The sequence below is a fragment of the Pseudomonas sp. 10B238 genome, from assembly GCF_000970615.1.
Taxonomy (GTDB): domain Bacteria; phylum Pseudomonadota; class Gammaproteobacteria; order Pseudomonadales; family Pseudomonadaceae; genus Stutzerimonas.
The window spans coordinates 22230-43807 of the sequence record NZ_KQ033935.1; the positions used below are offsets into that span (position 1 = coordinate 22230).

At 63.2% G+C, this 21578-nt stretch carries 18 protein-coding genes; 5 read left to right on the plus strand and 13 right to left on the minus strand.

Annotation, left to right across the window (positions count from 1 at the left end):
• Window positions 1–188 precede the first annotated feature (188 nt).
• The 4 genes from RT21_RS14370 to RT21_RS14385 all read right to left on the minus strand — a co-directional run bounded on the left by RT21_RS14370 (window position 189) and on the right by RT21_RS14385 (window position 6002).
• A complete protein-coding gene (locus RT21_RS14370) occupies window positions 189–1187 on the minus strand; it encodes an NAD(P)H-quinone oxidoreductase (protein ID WP_046163247.1) in 999 nt (332 codons plus the stop codon).
• A gap of 220 nt (window positions 1188–1407) precedes the next feature.
• Window positions 1408–3444, minus strand: a complete 2037-nt coding sequence (locus tag RT21_RS14375; RefSeq protein WP_046163248.1) for a PAS domain-containing hybrid sensor histidine kinase/response regulator — start codon at window positions 3442–3444, stop codon at window positions 1408–1410.
• Window positions 3445–3554: 110 nt separating this feature from the next.
• Entirely contained in the window at window positions 3555–3752 is a 198-nt protein-coding gene (locus RT21_RS14380; protein WP_045422900.1) for a DUF2934 domain-containing protein, read from the minus strand.
• Between the two features lie 156 nt (window positions 3753–3908).
• Window positions 3909–6002, minus strand: coding sequence for a hybrid sensor histidine kinase/response regulator (locus RT21_RS14385; RefSeq protein ID WP_101152691.1), 2094 nt, complete (start codon window positions 6000–6002; stop codon window positions 3909–3911).
• Window positions 6003–6380: 378 nt separating this feature from the next.
• On the opposite strand from RT21_RS14385, the gene RT21_RS14390 reads away from it, so the two are divergent.
• Window positions 6381–8174, plus strand: a complete 1794-nt coding sequence (locus tag RT21_RS14390) for a sensor domain-containing phosphodiesterase (RefSeq protein ID WP_046163249.1) — start codon at window positions 6381–6383, stop codon at window positions 8172–8174.
• Window positions 8175–8259: 85 nt separating this feature from the next.
• Here the strand turns inward: RT21_RS14390 and RT21_RS14395 are convergent, their stop codons facing one another.
• From RT21_RS14395 to treS, 3 genes are all read right to left on the minus strand, one after another.
• Window positions 8260–8442, minus strand: coding sequence for a hypothetical protein (locus tag RT21_RS14395; RefSeq protein WP_046163250.1), 183 nt, complete (start codon window positions 8440–8442; stop codon window positions 8260–8262).
• A gap of 64 nt (window positions 8443–8506) precedes the next feature.
• A complete protein-coding gene (locus RT21_RS14400; protein WP_046163251.1) occupies window positions 8507–9148 on the minus strand; it encodes an eCIS core domain-containing protein in 642 nt (213 codons plus the stop codon).
• 97 nt (window positions 9149–9245) lie between these two features.
• On the minus strand, window positions 9246–11315 hold the full coding sequence (treS, locus tag RT21_RS14405) for a maltose alpha-D-glucosyltransferase (RefSeq protein WP_046163252.1): 2070 nt from the start codon (window positions 11313–11315) through the stop codon (window positions 9246–9248).
• A 339-nt stretch (window positions 11316–11654) separates the two neighbouring features.
• On the opposite strand from treS, the gene RT21_RS14410 reads away from it, so the two are divergent.
• Complete coding sequence (locus tag RT21_RS14410; protein WP_256203893.1) at window positions 11655–13346, plus strand: alpha/beta hydrolase; 1692 nt, start codon at window positions 11655–11657, stop codon at window positions 13344–13346.
• Between the two features lie 62 nt (window positions 13347–13408).
• On the opposite strand, the gene pbpG is transcribed toward RT21_RS14410, so the two are convergent.
• Window positions 13409–14350, minus strand: a complete 942-nt coding sequence (pbpG, locus tag RT21_RS14415) for a D-alanyl-D-alanine endopeptidase (protein WP_046163392.1) — start codon at window positions 14348–14350, stop codon at window positions 13409–13411.
• Window positions 14351–14767: 417 nt separating this feature from the next.
• On the opposite strand from pbpG, the gene RT21_RS14420 reads away from it, so the two are divergent.
• Window positions 14768–15079 (plus strand): glycine zipper domain-containing protein, encoded by a 312-nt coding sequence (locus RT21_RS14420; RefSeq protein WP_045422911.1) that lies wholly within the window; start codon window positions 14768–14770, stop codon window positions 15077–15079.
• Window positions 15080–15094: 15 nt separating this feature from the next.
• Window positions 15095–15706, plus strand: coding sequence for an NAD(P)-dependent oxidoreductase (locus RT21_RS14425; RefSeq protein WP_046163253.1), 612 nt, complete (start codon window positions 15095–15097; stop codon window positions 15704–15706).
• A gap of 7 nt (window positions 15707–15713) precedes the next feature.
• Here the strand turns inward: RT21_RS14425 and aroE are convergent, their stop codons facing one another.
• Both aroE and hemF read right to left on the minus strand, forming a co-directional pair.
• Entirely contained in the window at window positions 15714–16532 is an 819-nt protein-coding gene (gene aroE / locus RT21_RS14430; RefSeq protein ID WP_046163254.1) for a shikimate dehydrogenase, read from the minus strand.
• 45 nt (window positions 16533–16577) lie between these two features.
• Window positions 16578–17534, minus strand: a complete 957-nt coding sequence (gene hemF, locus RT21_RS14435) for an oxygen-dependent coproporphyrinogen oxidase (protein ID WP_234463449.1) — start codon at window positions 17532–17534, stop codon at window positions 16578–16580.
• Between the two features lie 112 nt (window positions 17535–17646).
• On the opposite strand from hemF, the gene RT21_RS14440 reads away from it, so the two are divergent.
• Window positions 17647–18624, plus strand: coding sequence for a quinone oxidoreductase family protein (locus RT21_RS14440; protein ID WP_046163255.1), 978 nt, complete (start codon window positions 17647–17649; stop codon window positions 18622–18624).
• A gap of 39 nt (window positions 18625–18663) precedes the next feature.
• Here the strand turns inward: RT21_RS14440 and RT21_RS14445 are convergent, their stop codons facing one another.
• The 3 genes from RT21_RS14445 to RT21_RS14455 form a co-directional block, all read right to left on the minus strand.
• Window positions 18664–19221, minus strand: a complete 558-nt coding sequence (locus RT21_RS14445; RefSeq protein ID WP_046163256.1) for an L-threonylcarbamoyladenylate synthase type 1 TsaC — start codon at window positions 19219–19221, stop codon at window positions 18664–18666.
• A 63-nt stretch (window positions 19222–19284) separates the two neighbouring features.
• Window positions 19285–20376, minus strand: a complete 1092-nt coding sequence (gene dprA, locus RT21_RS14450) for a DNA-processing protein DprA (protein WP_046163257.1) — start codon at window positions 20374–20376, stop codon at window positions 19285–19287.
• Window positions 20377–20459: 83 nt separating this feature from the next.
• On the minus strand, window positions 20460–21485 hold the full coding sequence (locus tag RT21_RS14455; RefSeq protein ID WP_046163258.1) for a LysM peptidoglycan-binding domain-containing protein: 1026 nt from the start codon (window positions 21483–21485) through the stop codon (window positions 20460–20462).
• Window positions 21486–21578: the final 93 nt, after the last annotated feature.

Genomic DNA, 21578 nt, shown 5'->3' on the forward strand with positions numbered 1-21578 from the left:
ACGGGCGTGGTGTATAACATTCCTTCTACGCCTACCCGAACAGCTCTAGCATAGGCGCTACAACGTTATCGGCACCCGTCCGGAATGTTATACACCATGAGTTTTCAGCTGGATGCGCACCATTCCGCTCCGTCGGCATCTGGTTCAAACACAGCAAGGGCCGGAGCATTACCGGCCCGTCCTCGTGTTTACTGCCCAACCTCCAACATAATCTTCCCGATGTGCTTGCTGCTTTCCATCAGCCGGTGCGCTTCGGCGGCTTCTCCGAGGGGAAAGGTGGCATGGATGACGGGGTGGCAGAGGCCCTGGTCCAGCAGAGGCCAGACCTTGTCCTGCAGCGCCTTGGCGATGTCGGCTTTTTCCTCGCGGCTGCGGGGGCGCAGGGTGGAGCCGGTGAAGGTGAGGCGCTTGCGCATGATCGGCGCGGTGTCGAGTTCGACGCGGCTGCCTTTGAGGAAGGCGATCTGCACCAGGCGGCCTTCGACGGCGAGGGATTTGATGTTGCGGGGGATGTAGTCGCCGCCGACCATGTCGAGGATGACGTTAACGCCGTTGCCGTCGGTGGCCTGCCTGAGCACTTCGACGAAGTCTTCTTCGTGGTAGTTGATCACCCGGTCCGCACCAGCACGCCGGCAGGCATCGGCTTTTTCGCTGCTGCCAACCGTCGTGTAGACAGTGGCACCGAATTGTTTGGCGAGCTGGATGGCGGTCAGGCCGATGCCGCTGGAGCCGCCGTGCACGAGGAAGGCTTCGCCGGGTTGCAGGGCACCGCGCTCGAACACGTTGCTCCAGACGGTGAAGTAGGTTTCCGGCAGCGCCGCCGCTTCCAGCATTGACAGCCCGGCGGGCACTGGCAGGCAGTGTTCGGCCGGGGCCACGCAATATTCGGCGTAGCCGCCGCCGGGGGTCAGCGCGCAGACCTGATCGCCGACTTTCCAGCCGCTGACGTCAGCCCCGAGCGCGACGATCTCGCCGGAGATTTCCAGGCCGAGTAGCGGCGAGGCGTCCGCTGGCGGCGGGTAGCTGCCAGAGCGCTGAAACACATCGGGCCGGTTGATGCCGGCGTAGGCCACCCGGACCAGCACGTCGTGTGGGCCGGGCTCGGGCACCGGGCCTTCGGCCATTCGCAGGCACTCGGGGCCGCCGCCGGGGCGGTGATCGACATGACGCATGGTTTCAGCACTCATAGGTTTTCCTTTCAAAGGCGGCTGATGGCCGCGTTGATTGAATTGGCTCGCTGGTACACGGTAGTTCCCGCGAGTCGCAGAGCCAACCCTGATGGGTCAGGTTGATCTGCGGGCTTGGTGCAACCGCAACGCGGTGGCGTTTGGCAATGGCAGGGGCAGGGCGCTGAGCGGCCCGGGGTTAGCGTTGGGCAGCGCCTCGGCAGAGTGGCCGCGAACGGGCCTACGAACCCAACATCTCTCCGACCTTTTGCGCGAACGCATCGATGGCGAACGGCTTGGCCATCACGGCCATGTCCGGCCCGAGGATGTCATTGGTGGCGAAGCTTTCGGCGTAGCCGGTGGCGAAGAGCACTTTCAGGCCGGGGCGTTGCCGGCGGACGATTTCGGCCAGCTGCCGGCCGTTCATGCCGGGCAGGCCGACGTCCGAGACCATCAGATCGATTCGCTGCTGGCTCTCGGTGATCAACAGCGCTTCGGAGGCTTCGCCGGCTTCCAGCGTCTCGTAGCCCAGGTCGTTGAGCACTTCGACCACCAGCGAGCGGACCACGGGTTCGTCTTCGACCACCAGAATCGTCTCGCCAGTGCCCTGTAGCGTGCGCTCTTGCGCCACTTCCACAGCGCTGGCTTCGCCATGATGAACAGGCAGGTAGAGATGCACGCGGGTGCCGCCTTCAGGCTTGGACTCGATGTGGATGTAGCCGTTGGCCTGTTTGATGTAGCCATAGATCATCGAAAGTCCAAGCCCGGTGCCCTTGCCGATGGGCTTGGTGGTGAAGAAGGGCTCGAACGCGCGCTCGATGACGTCCGGGCTCATGCCGACGCCGGTGTCGCTGACGGTCAGCAGCACATATTCGCCCTCGGTCAGCCCGCGCCGAGCGGGATCCGGCTCGTTGCCCAGCTGAAAGCTGGCCGTGGAAATGGTAATTCGGCCACCGTGCGGCATGGCATCACGCGCGTTGATGACGAGGTTGATCACGGCGTTTTCAAGCTGATTCACATCCATGCAGGCGGGGGGCAGCCCCGCACTGAGTTGGGTGATGACCGCGACGTTCTCGCCGGTGGTGCGGTGGAGCAAATCTTCCAGCGAGGCGACCAGTTGGTTGACGTCGACCGGCTTGAGGTCGAGCGCCTGCTGGCGAGAGAAGGCCAGCAGCCGTTGCGTCAGTGCCGCCGCACGCTGCGCAGAGGTCACCGCCGCATTGATGTAGCGCTCCACGTCCGCGACCTCTCCACGGCGGAAACGTCGCTGCATGAGGTCCAGGCTGCCGATGATGCCGGTCAGCAGGTTGTTGAAGTCGTGAGCGATACCGCCGGTGAGCTGCCCGACAGCCTCCATCTTCTGGGCCTGGCGCAGCGCCTGTTCGGTTCGGCTGCGCTCGCTGACCTCCGCGGCCACACGCGCTTCAAGGGTTTCGTTGAGCTGGCGCAGCCGTTTCTCGCTGACCTGCTGGGCTTCTTCGGCGCGCTTGCGTGCACTGATATCGGTGCAGGCCCCAGCTACGTAGGCGAGCTGGCCGGTGGCGTCGCGAAAAGCTTTGGCCCTGCAAATCATCCAGGATTCCGGGCAGGTATGGGCCAGGCGGAACTCCACTGCTCCATCGAGCCCCTGAGCGTAGCGGTCGTATGCCTGCCGTACCCGCGCGCGGTCTTCGGCGTGCACCTGCTCGATGAACCGCTCGAAGCTGTCGAGCCGATGCCCCAGCGCCAGCCCGAACATCTGTTCCAGTGAGCTATCGAACTGCATGCTGCCGTCATTCAGGTACCAGTTGAAGGTTCCAGTGCCTGATGCCATCAGCGCGGCACGGAAGCGCTCGTTGGTGTGGCTCAACGCCGCGCGATCCTCACCTTTCACATCCTCGGTCACGTCTTCGACCTGATGGATGATGCAATACAGCTCACCATTGTCGTCCAGCACCGGCACGTTGAGCGGGCTCCAATAGCGCAGTTCGAATCCGCCACCTTCTGACTCCGGCCGAGGAATGTCGTACCGAGTGATGGCCATGCGATCCGGCATGCGTGTCTGCAGCACGCGTTCGAGCGAGGCGCGCAGCACGCCGGTGCCGAACTCCTGGGGATCTTCAGGATTCTTGCGGAATACATCGAAAATCGGCCGCCCAACATTTTCGTCCCGACACGTGTTGGTTGCACGCAACCGCGCATCGCTCGCCTCCAGGATGGTGAAGGTCGGATCAGGCGAAAGGATCAGGTGCAGGCTGGGGACAGCCTGAAAGATGGCCTTGTAGTCGAGTGTTTGCATCGGGACGAATAACCAGGTGAAGGAGAGCGCTGTCTGCTTTAGCCGCGGCGAAAACGAAAGTGCTTGGCGTCGGAGGCGGCTAACACGCCGCGCTCCGACGGCTCAGCCGATCAGCGTTCGCCTTCCGGCTTGGGCATGGGTATCGCGACACTGCTTTCGATGCTGCCAGCGGTGGCATCGCCTTCCTTGTAGAAAGGTTCCATCTCGTCGCGGGCTTCTGCCCAGTGCTCGTCTTGCTGGCCTTCGGGACGGCCCTTGGCTTCCCAGATTTCGTGGGCGCGTTCGCGGATACGTTGTTCGTCAGCCATGTGTTTGCCCTCTTTGTGCTGATAGAGACGCCATAGCACGGCGTCTCGGCTCGGTTCGGTGCTTTCTCATCTGTATTCAGCAGAGGGGATTAGCAGGCGGATGGTTCCGGCAATAAACCGGGAAGCCGACGAAAGCCCCAGTAAAAGGGTAGGAGTTCAGCCGTGAAGCGCAGGCGGCTGTCCGATCAGCTCGCGCATCCGCTCGGCCAGGCTGTTAACCGAAAACGGTTTGCTGAGCACCGACATTCCGGGCTCCAGCAGGCCGTTGTGGAACAGTGCGTTCTCGGCATAACCGGTGATGAACAGCACGCGCAGATCGGGACGAGCAAGCCGACCGGCATTGGCGAGCTGCAGACCGTTCATGCCCCCGGGCAGGCCGACATCGGTCAGCAGCAGATCGAGGTGCTCGCCGGACTGCAGCACTTCGAGTGCCGCAACCCCGTCGGCGACGACGATGGCGCGATAGCCGAGATCCGCCAGTAGATCGGTGATCAGCAGCCGCACCGTCGGTTCGTCATCGACGACCAGCACCGTTTCGCCTCGTTGGGCGGGCAGCACGGGAGCCAGACCGAGCGGGCCGTTATCGCGTTCCGCCGTGCCGGTGTACCGCGGCAAGTAGAGGCTGACAGTGGTGCCGATACCAAGCTGGGAACGGATACGCACCTGACCACCGGACTGCTGCGTGAATCCATGGATCATCGACAGACCGAGGCCTGTTCCTTCCCCCATCGGCTTGGTGGTGAAGAAGGGGTCGAAGGCCTTGGTCAGCACCTCGGGCGACATGCCGGTGCCGCTGTCGGTGACGCGGATGGCCAGGTATTCGCCCTCGGGAATGTCCTGCTGCCGGGCACTCTCGGCATCGAACACGCGGTTGCCGGTTTCGACCGTGATGCGACCGCCCTCAGGCATTGCGTCGCGGGCATTGAGGCACAGGTTGAGCAGGGCATTTTCCAGCTGTGACGGGTCGACCCGAGCCGTCCACAAATCAGCTGTGCAGTAACTCTCCACGACGATGTTCGGCCCCACGGTGCGCTGGACCATGTCGAGCATGCCGCTGACCAGCCGCCCGGCATTGATGGCTTTGGGGGCCAGCGTCTGACGACGGGAAAAGGCCAGCAGGCGATGGGTCAGCGCCGCGGCCCGCTTGGTCGCACTCTGCGCTACCAGCAGGTATTTCGAGACCTCGCCGGTGCGGTCCTGCCGAATGCGGGCCTCGATCATTTCCAGACTGACCGAGATGCCGGCGAGCAAGTTGTTGAAGTCGTGCGCCAGGCCGCCGGTGAGCTGACCAACCGCTTCCATCTTCTGGGCCTGGCGCAGCTGCTCGTGGGTCGACTCGAGTTGTGCCTGACGCTCTATTTCTTCGGTGATGTCACGGCCGGTGGCGTACGTTTTGTCACCGGCGGGTGCGGCGACCCACGAAATCCAGTGGTGCGCCCCGTTCTTGTGTCGGTAGCGATTGACGATCCGCACCTGCTTGCCACCGGCTGTAGTCAGGTAGGCGTCAACGGTACGCAGATGGTCTTCTTCGGTAATGAATTCATTGATGTGATGGCCGATCAGTTCTTCGGGCTGGTAGCCGAGCAGGGTCGTCCATGCTGGGTTCACACGCTGGAATATCCCTTCGAAGTTGATCACCACCATCAAGTCGGGCGAGGTGTCCCACATCAGGTTGCGTTCTTCCGTGCGGATGGCAACCTCTTGAGCCAACTGCTCGTTCATGTCACGCAACTGCTGCTTGGCGACCAGGCGCTGCTGTTCGGCAACCACCTGACCGGTGATCTCGATGCCCTGGTTCAGCAGGCCGACGACTCTGCCGTCTTCACCGAAAATCGGTGTCGCGCTGATGTTCCAATAGGTGATTTCTGGTTGGCCGTTGCGCACCATTGGCAATTCGACCCGGTCCTGCGCGAAGCCTTCCCCCGTGCGCATCGCATGTTCAAACGGGGGCGCCACCAGGTCCCAGACCTCACCCCATACCTCGGCTACCGGCCGCCCTATCGCGGCCGGATGACGATCGGCCATTGAGGCGACGTAAGCATCGTTATAGAGCATTCGCAGCTCTGGCCCCCAGAGCACCGTTCCCAACAGCGGGGAATTCAGACAGGCGCCGACCATGGAGCGCAAGGATTGCGGCCAACACTCGACCGGGCCGAATGGCGTGGCCGCCCAATCATGGTTTCGCATCAATGCGCCCATTTCCCCTCCACCGACGAGAAAATCAGGCACCTCATTCATCGCATCGGGCATGTCCGGCCATCGTCCTTTGGAGCCGCCACCTGGCGGCGGCTTTGTACTGCTGGCTTTTCGGCGGTTATGAACCGCACGGAGGTGAATCACCTCTGGGGGTGAAGGTTGGAAAGCGATGCGTCGAAGGCGTTCCAGAGCGACAGATAAGCGAGAAGCCTACAAGCATGCTGGCGCGTATTCACTATGAGGATGCTCATGTCGCACCCATCTGTACCTCCCGTCGGCACCTCATCAAGGAACAAACGAACCGGTCGATATGCGGGCAAGAGGTCCCGTTGTGCCGACCGTTCGGGCATGACGTCCAGATATCCGTTGCAACCCATACCGGACGCCGCGCCGACGGCTCGGACCCATTCGAATTTCCAGGCAGTCGATCATATGGCTGGTGCTCCCACCCCTATAAATGAAGCGCAGCGACAGCTGCAAGTGACGCAGCTGTGCCGGCTGGACACGGCGCCCGACGAGGTGTTCGAGCACATCGTGGCGATGGTGGCGGAGTATTTCCAGGCGCCGATTGCGTTGATCTCGATCGTCGACGAACAGCGCCAGTGGTTCACAGCCCGGATCGGGCTGCTGACGCAGGAGACGCCGCGGCACGATTCCTTCTGCGCCTATGCAATCCTCGCCAACGAGCCGCTCCAGGTGCTCGATGCCACCCAGGATGTGCGCTTCCAGAACAACCCGCTGGTCACGGGCGAGCCAGGCATTCGTTTTTATGCGGGCATGCCACTAATTACGCCGGAAGGGCTGGGCCTGGGCAGCCTGTGCATCATCGACACCAAGCCGCGACGGGCTATGACCCCGCAGGAACTGTCGATGCTTGGCCATTTCGCCAAACTGACGATGGCGCGCATCCTGACGCTGCGCAACACCAACTTCATCGATGCATCCACGGGTTTGTACAACCGCTCGCGGCTAGAAGATGACGTGGCGCGGGCAGCTGCCACGTCTGATCAGAGCAATGTATTGGTCGTGGCCGATGTGATCGGGCCGATGCTGTTGAACGACATCATCAAGGTGCTCGGTCACAGCTTTGCCCAAGCGCTGATGCTGCGCATGCAACAGACCCTGCAAGCGCAGCTTCCAGATCGGTGCGGGCTGTATTGCATCAGCCCGAGTCGTTTTGCTTTTCTGATCCCTGACGGGCCGCAGGATGAACTGATCCAGCTCTATGAGCGGATCATCGCGGCGTTCGACGCCCCGGTGCAGTGCAATTCGATTCCGATCAAGACCCAGATCGGTCTCGGCGTGCTGCCGCTGCACAGTGGCGTGCTGGAGCAGGACTGGCTGCGCCTGGCGATCACGTCGGCGGACGACGCGCGTGATCGTGGCATCGGCTGGTCGCCTTACGAATCCCGACTCGATGCGGTGCAGCAGCGTGCCTTCACCTTGCTCAGCGGTCTCGCCGAGGCGTTGCACAGCGACGGACAGCTGCGGCTGGTCTATCAGCCGCGTATCAGCCTGGTGGATGGGCACTGCACTTCGGTCGAGGCGCTGCTGCGCTGGGATCATCCGACGCTCGGCGCCATCGGCCCGGCTGAATTCATTCCGCTGGCCGAAAAGACCGCGCTGATCCGCGAGCTGAGCCTGTGGGTCGCCGAGAAGGCCGTCATGCAGGCGGCGACCTGGCAGCGCCAGGGGGCGAGGTTCAAGGTCGCTATCAACGTGTCGGCGTCGGATCTGGACAGTCCGGCCTTTGTCGACCGCATCATTGAGTTGCTGAGCGATCAGCGTGTTGACCCGAGAAGTCTGGAGGTGGAATTTACCGAAAGCGCCCTGATGCGTAACCCGGGCGAAGTCAGTCGCCAGTTGCTGCGCCTGCGCTCACTGGGCGTGGAGGTGGCCATCGATGACTTCGGCACCGGCTACAGCAACTGGACCTATCTGCGCGACCTGCCCGCGTCGACGGTCAAGCTCGATCAATCCTTCATCCGCAACCTGGGCGACGACGAGAAAGACTGTCGGCTGGTGCGAACCATCATCGATTTGGCCAAGCGCCTCGAACTGCGCGTCGTGGCCGAAGGGATCGAAACCCAGGCGGTCTACGATCTGGTGGCCCAGTGGGGCTGTGAGGAGGGACAGGGGTATTACATTGCCCGCCCCATGGCGCCTGAGCTGCTGCTGGGTTGGGCGGGCGAAAACACCCAGGCGACTCAAGGCACCGCCGGTTGAGTCGTCGCGGCGAGATGGCATCGGTCAGCCGAAAACAAGCTGTCGGATTGTCAGGCCCTGCGCGGCCACTCAGCTGGCGCAGCGGTCACCCTTTCGCGGCCTGACGTTCATCGCTGGCCCGCACGGCGCTCTGTGCGGCTTCGACATCGTCCAGCAGGTATTTCACCTTGCCCTCATGGTCGGTGACGCGGAATACCACCTCGACCTCGGGCCCACGCATCTCCTCGGGGATATCGTTGCCTTGGAGCTTGGTCACGGTAACAGGCATGGCAGTCTCCTTATGGCGATAAGGTTGTGACCGGAGCTGACCTGGGCCGATCCCTCGATCTAGGTCATTCGGCCGAGTGGCGCGACGCTGTGCTTCCGCCGGCTTCGCGCAAGGCCGCTTCGCGCTCGAGCTGCAGCTCCATGGCATAACCCGGCCGTTCGACGCTGCTGTAATCGCGGGTATAGCGCCGCGCGAATTCGCCTACGCCCCATTCCAGGTATTGCTCGACATGCTTGAGCTCGTGCGCCCAGAGGGCAACGTTGTCCAGGGCATCGGCCTCGTTGCGGAAGACGATGATGTCGATCAGCGTCACCGCGACGATGTCCGGGTTGCGCAGCAGAGTGTTGGCGGCGGTGAGCACGCTGTCATCGCCGACGCGGTAGCGCGCGGTCTCCAACACCGCCAGATCGAAATAGGGCTCGAGCTGCGAGCGGATGTGCAGCGGGATAGGCTGGCTCTCCTGCAACGCCAGCCGATCGCGCGACTGGCGGATCCAGGTCTCCAGCCCCGCGGCAGCCAGCCACTGCACCTGCTCGTACAGCGTTTCGGAATGCTGCGCAGACACCGGCATGCATACGCAGGCGCCCAGGCAGAGGGGCTGTTGGCCGGACGGGCAGGCGGTCTGCGCCTGGCTCGAAAAAATCGACGAACCGAGCACGCAGGCGAACACCGTGCGCAGGAAACGGAAGCGGGAGGTGGCGGACACGTATGTACTCTTCGGATGAGCTAGGCGGCCCGCAGGGCCGGCCGGCGCGCACTATAGCTGCGCCGGCGAGCCAAGCGAAGAGGGCGCTGATGCTCGGTCAGAGCACCGGTGATGCGGCGCTGACCACGCGCAGGGCAAGGCCTTCGTAAGGGTCGAGGTTGAAGGTCATCTCACCGTTTTCGGTGAGGTCGCCTTCAATGCTTTCATGAATGATGTCCACCACTGGGCCCGGGGCCACGCCGGGGAGGGTGACCGTCTCGCTGATGATCTCGGCGCTGAAGTTGAGCGCCGTGATCTGCACGCCTTTACCTGCGGGCAATTCATGGACCATGACCAGTAACCCTGGCGCCTGCACGTCCGGAATCAGGATCTGCTTGCTGGCGGCGATGTCGTAGGCACGGCGCACGCTGAGGATGCGCTTGAGCTGACAGGCGAACGAGCCGGTGTTCTTCAGCTGCTCGACCAGGCTGCCGTAGAGCGAGCGCGCCTTGGGCAGGCCTTCGCTGGAGGTGTCCACCTCGGGTGCGATATCGGCCAGGTCGTAGCCGCCGCGATGCAGCCAGCGGGTGTCGCCTTCGGTCATCAGGTGTTCGACCTGCTCGGCTTCCAGCGGCAACGCGCCGACCAGATCCCAGCCGGAAAGGGCGAACACGCCAGGCTGCATGGCATTGAACATCACCAGCAGGATATGCAGGCGTTGGATCTGTTCGATATCGGCCGCGCTGATGGTGTTGAGGTCACGGATGCCCAGCGCCGCCGTGATGACGCTGACGGTGGTGCACGACACGCCGTTGGTGACGAACTTGAGGTTGTAGGGCGCGTGCTCGCCTGTCAGGCGTTCGTACATCTCCTCGCGGATGTGCTCGCGCAGGACGCCGCCGGGCAGCGTCTGCCCGTGGTAGTGGTAATGGTCGTAGGCGTGCAGTGTCCAGAAATGCACCAGTTCCAGCGTCAGCTCGTCGTGGTTCTGCATCGCGTGGATCAGCGACGCCGGATCGATGCCGAACGCGTGGACTTCACGCAGCATCAACCGCAGGAATTCGGTGTCGCCCGTCACCAGGGCATGGTGATAGGCCGGACGAGTGATGAAGTCGTAGGAGAGGTCGGCGCCGCCGTGGGACATCGAGGCGATGTCGTCGATGGTCAGGTTCAGTTCCTGGAAGCTGAAGCCGCCGGCTTTGCGGATTGCGCCAGCAATCAGCTGGTTGCCGGTCACTGACAGCGGATGGCCCTCAGACCAGGCCGTGCCTTCGGCGCGGCGCTCGACGCCGAGGAAGCCGTTGGCATCCAGGCGCAAGACCCGCGCGCCCGAGACGTCGATGGCATGCAGAGCATCGCCAATGATCAGTTGCTGGGCGGCGAAGGTGGGGTCGAGCCAGTTCAGCGACGGCTGGCCTTCCTTGAAGTAGTGCAGGTACACCCAGCGCCGACGCTTGCCATCGACGCCCGTCACGATGCCGGTCACGCTCCAGTCGGTGTCCTTGATGCCCGGCTCGAAGAAGATCACCCGTTGCAGCTGGCCGACGATGTAGTGCTTTTCCTTCAACTGGTCCACCACCGGGGGCGACAGGTTGATCGCATCCCGGCCCTTGGGCACGTCCGGCAGCAGGGGCCAGTCTTCTTCGTTGATCTCGACCATGTGATAGAGACCGGGGTAATCACCGTAAGCCATCTCGGCAAGACGGAAATCCGCGCCCTTGCCGGTGTGCGCCGGGACGACGTCATCGATTACGATGGCGTTGTGCGCGGCCGCCATACGGCTGAGCTGCTGCATCTCCGCCTCGGTGCCGAGATTGGGGTCGATATCGAAGCTGATGCGGTCGAAGTTGCCATCAATGGTCGGGGTGTACTCGCGCCCACGCAGGCCGCCGGAGCGCTTCATCGGGCCGTTGTGGATGCCCTGCACGCCGAGTTCGGACAGGGCGCTCCAGAGACGATCATCCCCCAGCGCCTGCAGCACCGAACCACCTTCTGGCGTGATGATCGCCGCTGGGTAGGCGGTGAACCACACCGAGGAAATCGCACTGGCATCACGCGGTCGCGCCTGGGCGTAAGGGCGCTGCCAGAGCCGCGCCTGGCCGGCATAGAGTCGGGCCCGATCACGGGCGGCTTTAAGCATGGACTGGCTTTCCAGCCATTCGATGTAGGTATTGTCTGGCGTGCTCATAACGACCTTCGGTTCCCGTTGCGCTGAGGGCGAATGTAGTCGTTTGAGTAGGGCGGGCCAGCATCGTTGCATTGGATTCCATGGATCACCACTTCAGCAAAGCAGCCTTTCTACCCAGCTCAACCTCAAGCCGCGCCACCACGCTTTTTCGTAGGAGCCAGCTTGCTGGCGATCCGGACCTCCGCGGTGCCGAAAACATCGCCAGCAAGCTGGCTCCTACAGACGACGCTGTGCCGATACCGGCTGATAGATATCGTCGGCCATTCACGACGCGGCGAGTAGACCGAGCAGGGAACCGTGACGACCCAGACGCCTCGAAAAGACCGAGCGGCAGCCGCCGTGGATTCAATCATCGTCGAAGCTGTGGGGTTTCGAATGGGGCTGTTAGGCACGCTGTTCTTCTGCGCGGCGTTGACGCCCTCGCTGTTGCCGCGCTCGACCCTGAGCCAGGGCGCGCTCGCAGGCGCCGCGTTGGCTGCCGGCTATGGCCTGGGCGTGTTCTTCCGCTGGCTCTGGCATTACCTGGGGCTGACGGACCCGCCTGAACGCCTGCGCGTCCCGGTCAACATCATCATCGCGATCATTTGTGCGGGCTTGGCGGGCTATTTTCTCAGCCAGGTCACCGGCTGGCAGAACTCGATCCGCTCGTTGATGGGCATGCCGCCGGTCACCAGTGGGCACCTGCTGGAAGTGGTACTGACCGCGCTGGCGACATTCCTGATTCTGCTGATCCTGGCGCGCCTGTACCGCCTCGTTTCGCGCTTCGTTTCGCGCCGCGCCGATCGCTTCCTGCCGCGCCGGGTCGCGAATGTCATTGGCGTCGTGGTCGCCCTGACATTGTTCTGGTCGCTGGTCACCGATGTGCTGGTCACCCGAGCACTGAAGGTATTGGACGCGTCTTTCGCGCAATACGACGCGCTGATCGAGCCGGAAGCGGCGCAACCAGCCTCACCGCTCAAGAGCGGTAGTCGCGAATCGCTGCTGCGCTGGGACGAGCTGGGGCGTACCGGCCGCGAGTTCATTGCATCCGGCCCGTCGGCTCGGGACATAGCGGCCATCAGCGGTCGAGCGGCGCGTGAGCCGATCCGGGTCTACGTCGGCCTGCGCGCCGCCGAAACGCCTGAAGCGCGCGCCCGTCTGGCCCTGCGCGAGCTGCTGCGCACCGGCGCCTTCGAACGGTCGGTACTGGTGCTGGTCACGCCGACCGGCACCGGTTGGATCGATCCCGCCGCGATGAACAGCGTCGAGTACCTGCACCATGGCGATGTTGCCAGTGCGGCGCTGCAGTACTCCTACCTGAACAGTCCGCTGTCATTGCTGGTGGAAGCCGAGTACGGCGCTGACGTGGCGCGGGCACTGTTCGAGGAGGTTTATGACTACTGGCGGGAATTACCGACCGAACGACGGCCAAGGCTCTACTTGCACGGTCTGAGCCTCGGCGCGTTGCATTCACAAGCGTCCTGGGAGCTGCATGAGCTGATCGGCGATCCCTTTCAGGGTGCGCTGTGGAGCGGCCCTCCTTTCGAGAGCCAGATGTGGCGGCGAATCACGGACGACCGCAATCCGGGCAGCCCCGAATGGCTACCGCAATTTCGCGATGGTCGTTTCGTTCGCTTCATGAACCAACACGGCACGCCCGAGCCGATGGACGCTTCCTGGGGGCCGATGCGGTTGCTCTATCTGCAATATGCCAGCGACCCGATTGTCTTCTTCGACTACCGCTACGCCTGGCGCCGACCGGACTGGCTGAGCGAGCCGCGCGGCCCGGACGTCACACCAGCGCTGCGCTGGTTTCCGCTGGTGACCATGCTGCAGCTGGCGGTCGACATGGCAGTCACCACCCCGACACCACCGGGCCATGGGCATGTGTATGCGCCTGCCGATTATGTCGATGCCTGGCGGTTGGTGACTGCGCCCAACGATTGGAATGACGAGACCTTGTCCCGCCTGAAAGCCCATCTGACCCGCGAACTCGCCAGGGCCTCCGAACAGGACGGCAATGAAGCAGCCTACGGCAATCGTGGCGGCTAGACCGGTCGCCCTTCGCCTGGCTCAACCACCACGCGACGAGACGTGGCGGTGGCGGCGAACGGTCAGCGCGTGCCGATCACCGTCGCCGCATCGCCCGGTTGGCCCGCAAGCTGACGTTGGGCCATCTTCTGCTGCTTATAGGCCAGAGCAGCCGGCGCGACCGGCGTCACCTTGCCGGTTTCCATCCACTTCTTCAGGCGGTTGGCATCGGCCATGTGGGTGTACTTGCCAAAGGCATCAAGCACCACGAAGGCTACGGGGCGCTTGTTCATCACGGTGCGCATCACCAGGCAATGGCCGGCCGCATTGGTAAAGCCGGTCTTGGTCAGCTGGATGCTCCAGTCCGGCTTGCGCACCAGGGCATTGGTATTGCGGAAACCCAGGGTGTAGTTGGGCTTGTGGAAGGCCACGGTCTTTTCGCTGGTGGTGCTGAACTGCTCGATCAATGGATAGGCCTGGCTGGCCTTGAGCAGTTTGACCAGGTCATTGGCGCTGGAGACGTTCCGCTCGGACAGGCCGGTGGGCTCGACATAGTGCGTACGGGTCATTCCCAGCGCCTTGGCTTTGGCGTTCATCGCCTGGATGAAGGCGATGTAACCGCCCGGATAGTGGTGTGCCAGGCTCGCGGCGGCGCGGTTCTCGGACGACATCAGGGTTAACAGCAGCATTTCGCGACGGCTAATCTCGCTGCCGATGCGTACACGCGAGTACACCCCCTGCATTTCGCGCGCGTCACGGATGGTGACGGACAGGCGCTGATCGAGCGGCAGCTTGGCGTCGAGCGCCACCATCGCGGTCATCAGCTTGGTCACCGATGCGATCGGCACCACCACGTCTGGATTGCTGGAATAGAGCACTTCATTGGTTTTCAGATCGATCACCAGCGCGCTCCCGGAGGCGAGCTCCTGTTGCGCAGGGGCCTTCGCAGCAGCGGTGGAAACGGGGGTCAACATGACGCTGCTGCAGGCGAGCAGCAAGCCGAGAATGGAATGACGAAGCTTCAAGATGGACACCGATGAATTGGCAGTGAAAAAAGGCGCGCCGAAGCAGACGGACGCGGCGCGCATTATACGGAAAAGGCGAGCATAAACATGACCGCCAGCCCTTATATTTCGGCGCTTGCAGCGCATCAACCGGGCGCAAGGCTCTGGCCGTTTCGCTTGTTTCGCCTCACGGATCGTTCAGCGCAACGGCCACAATCCAAAGCGTAGAACAACATGCGTCGCGCTGCTGGGTTTGCCGGCTCGCGGCTCATAAGGTTGTCGGCAGCGCGACTTTTCGCCACAACCGAGCCGACCGGCGGAACCCAGTTACTATTGATAGGTCCGCATCTAGCAGTCCGGGTGTTTTGGTTGACCACGACCGAAGGCACCTTCACTGCTTCGCAGAGTCCAAACCCTACATTCAAAGGGGAAAACGCTATGTCCCGCTTCAGCCGCACACCTACCACCCGCGACGAAATCGAGCGCGAAATCCAGAATTTGATGACCGCGCTTGACGATCTCAAGGACGACGCCTCGCGCGAATCGCGTCATCGCTTCAATGCGCTGCGCTCGCGCGCCGAGACGCTGTGGAACGACAACAAGTGGGACGAGCACTGCCACGACCTGTCCCGCCGGGGCCGCGATGCCGGGCGCATGGCCAAGGATTGCGCTCGCGAGCATCCGCTGAGCACGGTCGCTCTGGCCGCTGGCGCAGTTGCGCTGATTGGCTATCTCGCCACGCGTCGCTGATACGGCCGAGCCGTCATGCTCAACGCTGAAACGCCGCGGCTCAAATTCGCTCTGTATGGCGCGCATTCGAGCCTCGGCAACGCGCTGCTCTGCGAGCTGCTGACGCGGCAACACGAAGCCGTGGCCCTGGTCGATGATCTCAATTCGATGACCGTCCGCCCAGGACTGCGCGCTAAGACCGGTGATCTGTTCGATGCCGTCAGTGTCTCGCAGAGCGTGGCCGGGATGGATGCGGTGATCTGTCTATACGACAGCCCGTCATTGGCCACAGCCTCCGGCGCAGCAGCCAATCATCAGCCGCATGACCTGTATCAGGCGGTCGATGCCTTGCTGTCCGGGTTGCCAAAGGTCGGTGTCGAACGGCTGGTACTGGTCGCCGATCTGTCCGCGAAGGGCGACGATCCGAACGTCACCGCCGCGCTGCAACGCATTGCTGCGCATCCGTTGAAGTGGACACTGGTGGATGCCAACGCTGATGGCGACGACCTGTCGATCGAGGATTTCAGCGTGATTGACGATCTCGACCCCAGCGATCGGCGTGTGCAGCTACGGCGTATCGCTGCGGGAATCGTCGACGAGCTGGAGACACCGCAGCACCTGCACGAGCAGATTCACTTCCGTATTTGAGCGACCCTCAAGCGCCGAGCTGGCTGCGCAGCTGCGTCAGAACCGGGCCCGAATCCGGCCGTACCCCGCGCCACAGCTCGAAGGCCGCCGCCGCCTGTTCAACCAACATGCCGAGTCCATCGCGGGTCGCTGCGCCGCGTCCGGCCGCCCACTGGCAGAAGGGCGTCGGCTTCGCGCAGTACATCATGTCGTAGCAGAGGGTAACGCCAGGTTCGATCAGGTCATCGCCCAACGGTGGCAGCTCGCCGCCGAGGCTCGCCGAGGTGCCATTGATGATCACATCGAACGGGCCTCGCAAGTGCTCGAAGGCGCTTGCACTGACCGGCCCCAGCTCGGCGAACTCGCCGGCCAGCTGTTCGGCCTTGGCCAGGGTGCGGTTGGATATCACCAATGCTACCGGGCGCTGCGCCAGCAGGGGCTCGAGCACCCCACGCACCGCACCACCAGCGCCCAGCAACAGAGTCCGCTTGCCTTGCAGCGTGACGCCAGCGTTGTCCAGCAAGTCGCGGACCAGCCCAATGCCGTCGGTGTTATCGCCCTGCAGGCGACCATCTTCCAGCTTCTTGAGGGTGTTCACCGCCCCGGCACGTTGGGCGCGCTCGCTCAGCTGGTCGGCAAGGCGAAACGCCTGTTCCTTGAAGGGCACGGTGACATTGGCGCCCGACCCCTGTTCGAAGAATGCGCGAGCATAGCCAGGGAAGTCATCGAGCGGCGCCAGCAACGGCTCGTAGCTGAGCGTCTGCCCGGTCTGCTCGGCAAACAGACGGTGGATCTGTGGCGATTTGCTGTGGCCGATGGGGTTGCCGAAGACGCCGTAGCGGTCCATTGATGCTCCTAAAAGCGGTAGCGATTCAGAGGTGGCATGGGCTATTCAAGGCTGTTCGCCCAGCCAATCCCGATCCTGCAGGAAGTACTCGGTCAGCCGCGCCTCGGGTGTGCCGGGCTCGGGATGCTTGTCGTAACCCCAGCGCACCAGCGGCGGCAGCGACATCAGGATCGACTCGGTGCGTCCACCTGACTGCAGACCGAACAGGGTGCCGCGGTCGTAGACCAGGTTGTATTCCACATAGCGCCCGCGGCGCAGCTCCTGGAATTCCCGCTCGCGCTCACCGAAGGGCATCGCTTTGCGCCGCTGGACGATCGGCAGGTAGGCCTCGATGTAGGCATCGCCTACCGCCCGCATGAAGGCGAAGCTGGTGTCGAAATCCCATTCGTTCAGGTCGTCGAAGAACAGCCCACCGACCCCGCGCGGCTCGTTGCGGTGCTTGATGTGAAAATACCGATTACACCATTCCTTGTAGCGCGAATAGACATCGGCGCCGAACGGCGCACACGCATCCCGGGCCACCCGGTGCCAGTGCACGCAATCCTCTTCGTTACCGTAGTAGGGCGTCAGGTCGAAGCCGCCACCAAACCACCAGACCGGCTCTTCACCTTCTTTCTCGGCAATGAAGAAGCGCACGTTGGCGTGGGAGGTCGGCACATAGGGGTTTTCCGGGTGGATCACCAGGGACACGCCGAGCGCTTCGAAGCCACGGCCGGCTAGTTCAGGGCGATGGGCGCTGGCCGAGGGGGGTAGGCCGCTGCCATGCACGTGGGAGAAATTGACGCCGCCCTTTTCGATCAGCGCACCGTTTTCGATGACCCGGGTCCGGCCACCACCGCCTGCGGGGCGCGTCCAGGCATCCTCGACGAAGCGCGCGCCGCCGTCTTCGGCTTCAAGGGTGGCGCAGATACGGTCCTGCAGATCGAGCAGGTAGGCTTTGACGGCTTCGGTACGCTCGTTCACGAATTCACCTTGGCAAATGGCTGCGCCGCCGCCAGGCATGAGCCAAAGCAGCGATGCTGAAACAGAAGGCCGGCAAGCATATCACCGAGCCAATTGACGGACGCGCCCCGGAAGCGTTGGATAGGTTCCTTTGCTTTTGCCAGGAGTCGATATGTCGCAGCGCATCCAGTTCAGTCAGCACGGTGGTCCTGAAGTCCTCGAACAGATCGACGTCCCGGTCGCCGCACCGGGCGCCGGTGAGGTCCGCGTGCGCAACCATGCGATCGGCCTGAATTTCATCGATACCTATTTCCGCAGCGGGCTCTATGCACCACCAAGCCTGCCATCGGGCCTCGGCACCGAAGGCGCCGGCGTGATCGAGGCGCTGGGCGAGGGCGTTGATGCGTTCGAGGTAGGTGACCGCGTGGCTTATGCGACAGGGCCGCTGGGTTCCTACGGCGAACACCACACCCTGCCGGCACGACATCTGGTCAAGCTGCCCGAAAGCGTCAGCTTCGAACAAGCCGCCTCGGTGATGCTCAAGGGCCTGACGACTCAATATCTGCTGCGCCAGACCTATGAGCTGAAAGCAGGAGATACCATCCTTTTCCACGCGGCGGCCGGTGGTGTCGGCTCGATCGCCTGTCAGTGGGCCAAGGCCATCGGTGCCCGGCTGATCGGCGTGGTGGGCTCGGCAGAAAAGGCCGTGCGCGCCAAATCACTGGGCGCCTGGGAGACTATCGATCGCACTCAGGAAGACATCGTCCAGCGCGTGTTGGAGCTGACTGACGGTCAGAAATGTCCGGTCGTCTACGACTCGGTGGGCAAGAGCAGCTGGGAGGTCTCGCTCGATTGTGTCGCCCCGCGCGGCCTGCTGGTCAGCTTCGGCAATGCATCCGGCGCGGTTACCGGGGTCAATCTTGGCGTACTGGCTCAGAAGGGCTCGCTGTATGTCACCCGGCCAACCCTGGCCGGTTACGCCACCTCAGCCGAACGCCTGCGAGGCATGGCGGCCGAGCTGTTCGAGATGATCGCCAGCGGCCTGATCAAGGTGGAGATCGGCCAGCGTTACCCGCTCGCCGACGCTGCCGAGGCGCAGCGCCAGCTCGCCGCAGGCAAGACGACCGGCTCGACCATCCTCTTGCCCTGAGCTGACATTCGACTAGCGGCTACCTGACGCGCCTGTGCGTCAGGATGCGCGGATGACCTCGCCGTTGCGTATATCGCGAATGGTGGAGGGGTTTTTACGTCCGCCCAGGCTGCCGCCAAGCACGCCGTCCAAATCCCCGGGGAAGTACTGCTCGACGCGCAGACGCGAGCGCGCCGAAGGTCGGCCGGCCGGGTTGGCCGAGGTGGACACCAATGGGCCGGTCAAGGCGCAGAGCCTCGCTACCAGGGGGTGATCGGTTACACGCAGTGCCACACTGTCGTATTGGCCGGTGATCCAGTCTGGCAAGCGATCACGGTGCGGGACCAGCCAGGTATTCGGCCCCGGCCAGCTGCCAACCAAACGGTCCAGCCAACGCTCAGGAAGGTCTTCCAGCAGAAAATCGAATTGCTCGACGCAGTCGGCGACCAGAATCAGTCCTTTCTCCACCGGCCGTTCCTTCAGAGCCAGCAACCGATGTACCGCGTCGCTATCCCAAGGATCGCAGCCCAAGCCCCAGACCGCCTCGGTCGGATAGGCGATCACACCGCCACGCCTGACGACCCGCGCCGCCTGCTGCACACGCCAATTGCCGACCATTGCCACCTCCCCTGAGACTGATCGGCGAAGTGTACCCAAGCGCTGTCGGCAGTACAGCAGGCCTCAACCCGCGCAAGCGACCCAGCGACCGTTCTCGCAAGCGACGAGTCCCTCGATTTCCAGCTCGGTGAGCGCTGCGAGGATTTCTGACAAGGGCTGGTTCACGGCATCTGCCAGCACCTCGCTGCTCATGGGAGCGGCATGCAGCTGGGCGAGCAACGGGTGCATCGGCTCGGATCGTTGCGCTTCGGGCGTGGCCGGGGCTTGCTGCCAGCCGCGCAAGGCCTGCAGTACGTCGTCGACACTTTCCACCAGTGCAGCGCCCTGGCGAATCAGCTGGTGACAGCCTCGGGCGCCGGGATGGTGGATCGAGCCGGGAATCGCATAGACCTCACGGCCCTGTTCGGCAGCCAGGCGAGCGGTGATCAGCGAGCCGCTCGAAGGACTTGCCTCGACCACCAGCACGCCCAATGACAAGCCGCTGATGATTCGATTACGACGAGGAAAGTTGGCGGCCTGCGGCGGGCAGTCGAGCGGCAGTTCTGAGACCACCGCACCACCACCCTCAAGGATGCGCGCAGCCAGCCCCAGATGGCGACGCGGATAGAGGCACTGCAGCCCTGTACCCAGCACGGCGATCGTCTTGCCACCCACATCCAGCGCACCCTGGTGTGCTGCGCCGTCGATACCCAGGGCCAGCCCGCTGGTAATCACGAAACCACCGCGAGCCAGGCTGCGCGCAAATGCGGTGGCGTTATCCAGCCCCGGCCGAGAGGCGCGCCGACTGCCGACCATGGCCAGCTGCGGTCGCTCCAGCAGGCTTGGATCACCCTCGATGAACAACAGGGGTGGGGCGTCCGGCAGCTCCTCTAGCAGACCGGGATACGCCGGGTCATCCCACATCAGCAGATGGTGCCCCGGTGCCTCCAGCCAGACCAGGCTGGCCGCGGCTCGCTCACGGATCGCCGGACTGCGCCTGGCGTCGGCACAACTGGCCGGCAAGCCCAACGAACGCCACGCGGAGGCTGGCGCGCTAAGCGCTGAGGACGCATCGGGAAAGGCGCTAAGCAGTTTATGCAGGCGACGCGGGCCCAGCTCCGGCAACAAATGCAGGCGCAGGCGTGCTTCCAGTTCGGCAGGGGAAATCGAAGGCATGAGAACAGTCCTTGTCTCTTGGCACCGCATCCATGCAGTGCTGTTCAGAAATGACAAGCCCCGCGATGCGGGGCTTGGGGGTATCAGGGGTTGCGGACCTTATCCATCACCGACAGTGAGCGAGTCGCCTGCAGGACCAGGCCATAGCTAAGCTTGTCGTAGGTACGGAACACCATCAGCAGGCCCGAACGCTCGTCCGGAATCTTCACGTTTTCACCGGTGACCCGGTCGCGGACGGTTTCGCCGGTCTTGTACACGGCCAGCACGTTGCCAACATTCAGGCCGTCACGGGCACCCCGGTTCAGGGTAACCACATCGAACTGACCGATCTGGGTCACGCCGCGCGGCACATCCAGAATCACACCGTTGATTTCTTCTTTCGGCTCGCTCGGCATGAAGGTCGAATTCACTGCACGCTCTTCACTGGGGAACAGGCGGTCGCCGATGCGCGCTTCCTGAGTGACCCGCGTGAGCATCATGGTGGCAATGTCACCTTCCATGTCGAGAAGCTCGGCGGTTCCTACATCGTCGGCGTTAATACCTAGGAATTCCCCGGTCTCCGGGTCCACGTAAGTCTTGCCCTGACGGAAGATGCCGTAGATACCAATGTCATCCTGGAACTCGCCGCGGCCGTAGACGCGATCGCCAGAGCCACTGATCACGCGCTCGGCGTTGCCTGCCACGATGTAAGGAGCGGCCTCGAACTCTGCTGCGCTGTCGACAATGCGGTTACTCAGCAGAAAGCTGTTGATGGCTTCCAGCGGAATGGTGCTGATGGCCTCGGCCATGGGTGTCGTGCGAACGGTTGGCGAGAGCTTGATGGTCCCGCGCGACGCGCCACGGTTGAGCATGATGCGCGGTTGGCCGTCGACGTAGACCAGGCTGAGGCTGTCGCCCGGATAGATCAGATGCGGGTTTTCCACCTGCGGGTTCGCATGCCAGAGTTCCGGCCATTTCCAGGGCTCGCTGAGAAAGCGGCCGGAAATGTCCCAGAGTGTGTCGCCTTTCACTACGGTGTATTGCTCAGGATGGCCATCCTTCAGCTCCACAGCGGCCTGCGCCATGCCGCCAACCGCCACCAACAGCAGGGCGAGTAGTGATTTCCTCATGTGGTGAATCCCTTTATGATGTGCCTTCACGTAAAGCGCCCTAGCGCCGCAGAAACCCTTGTGGAAAGCGGCGTTAAGCCGTTTACAAGCTGC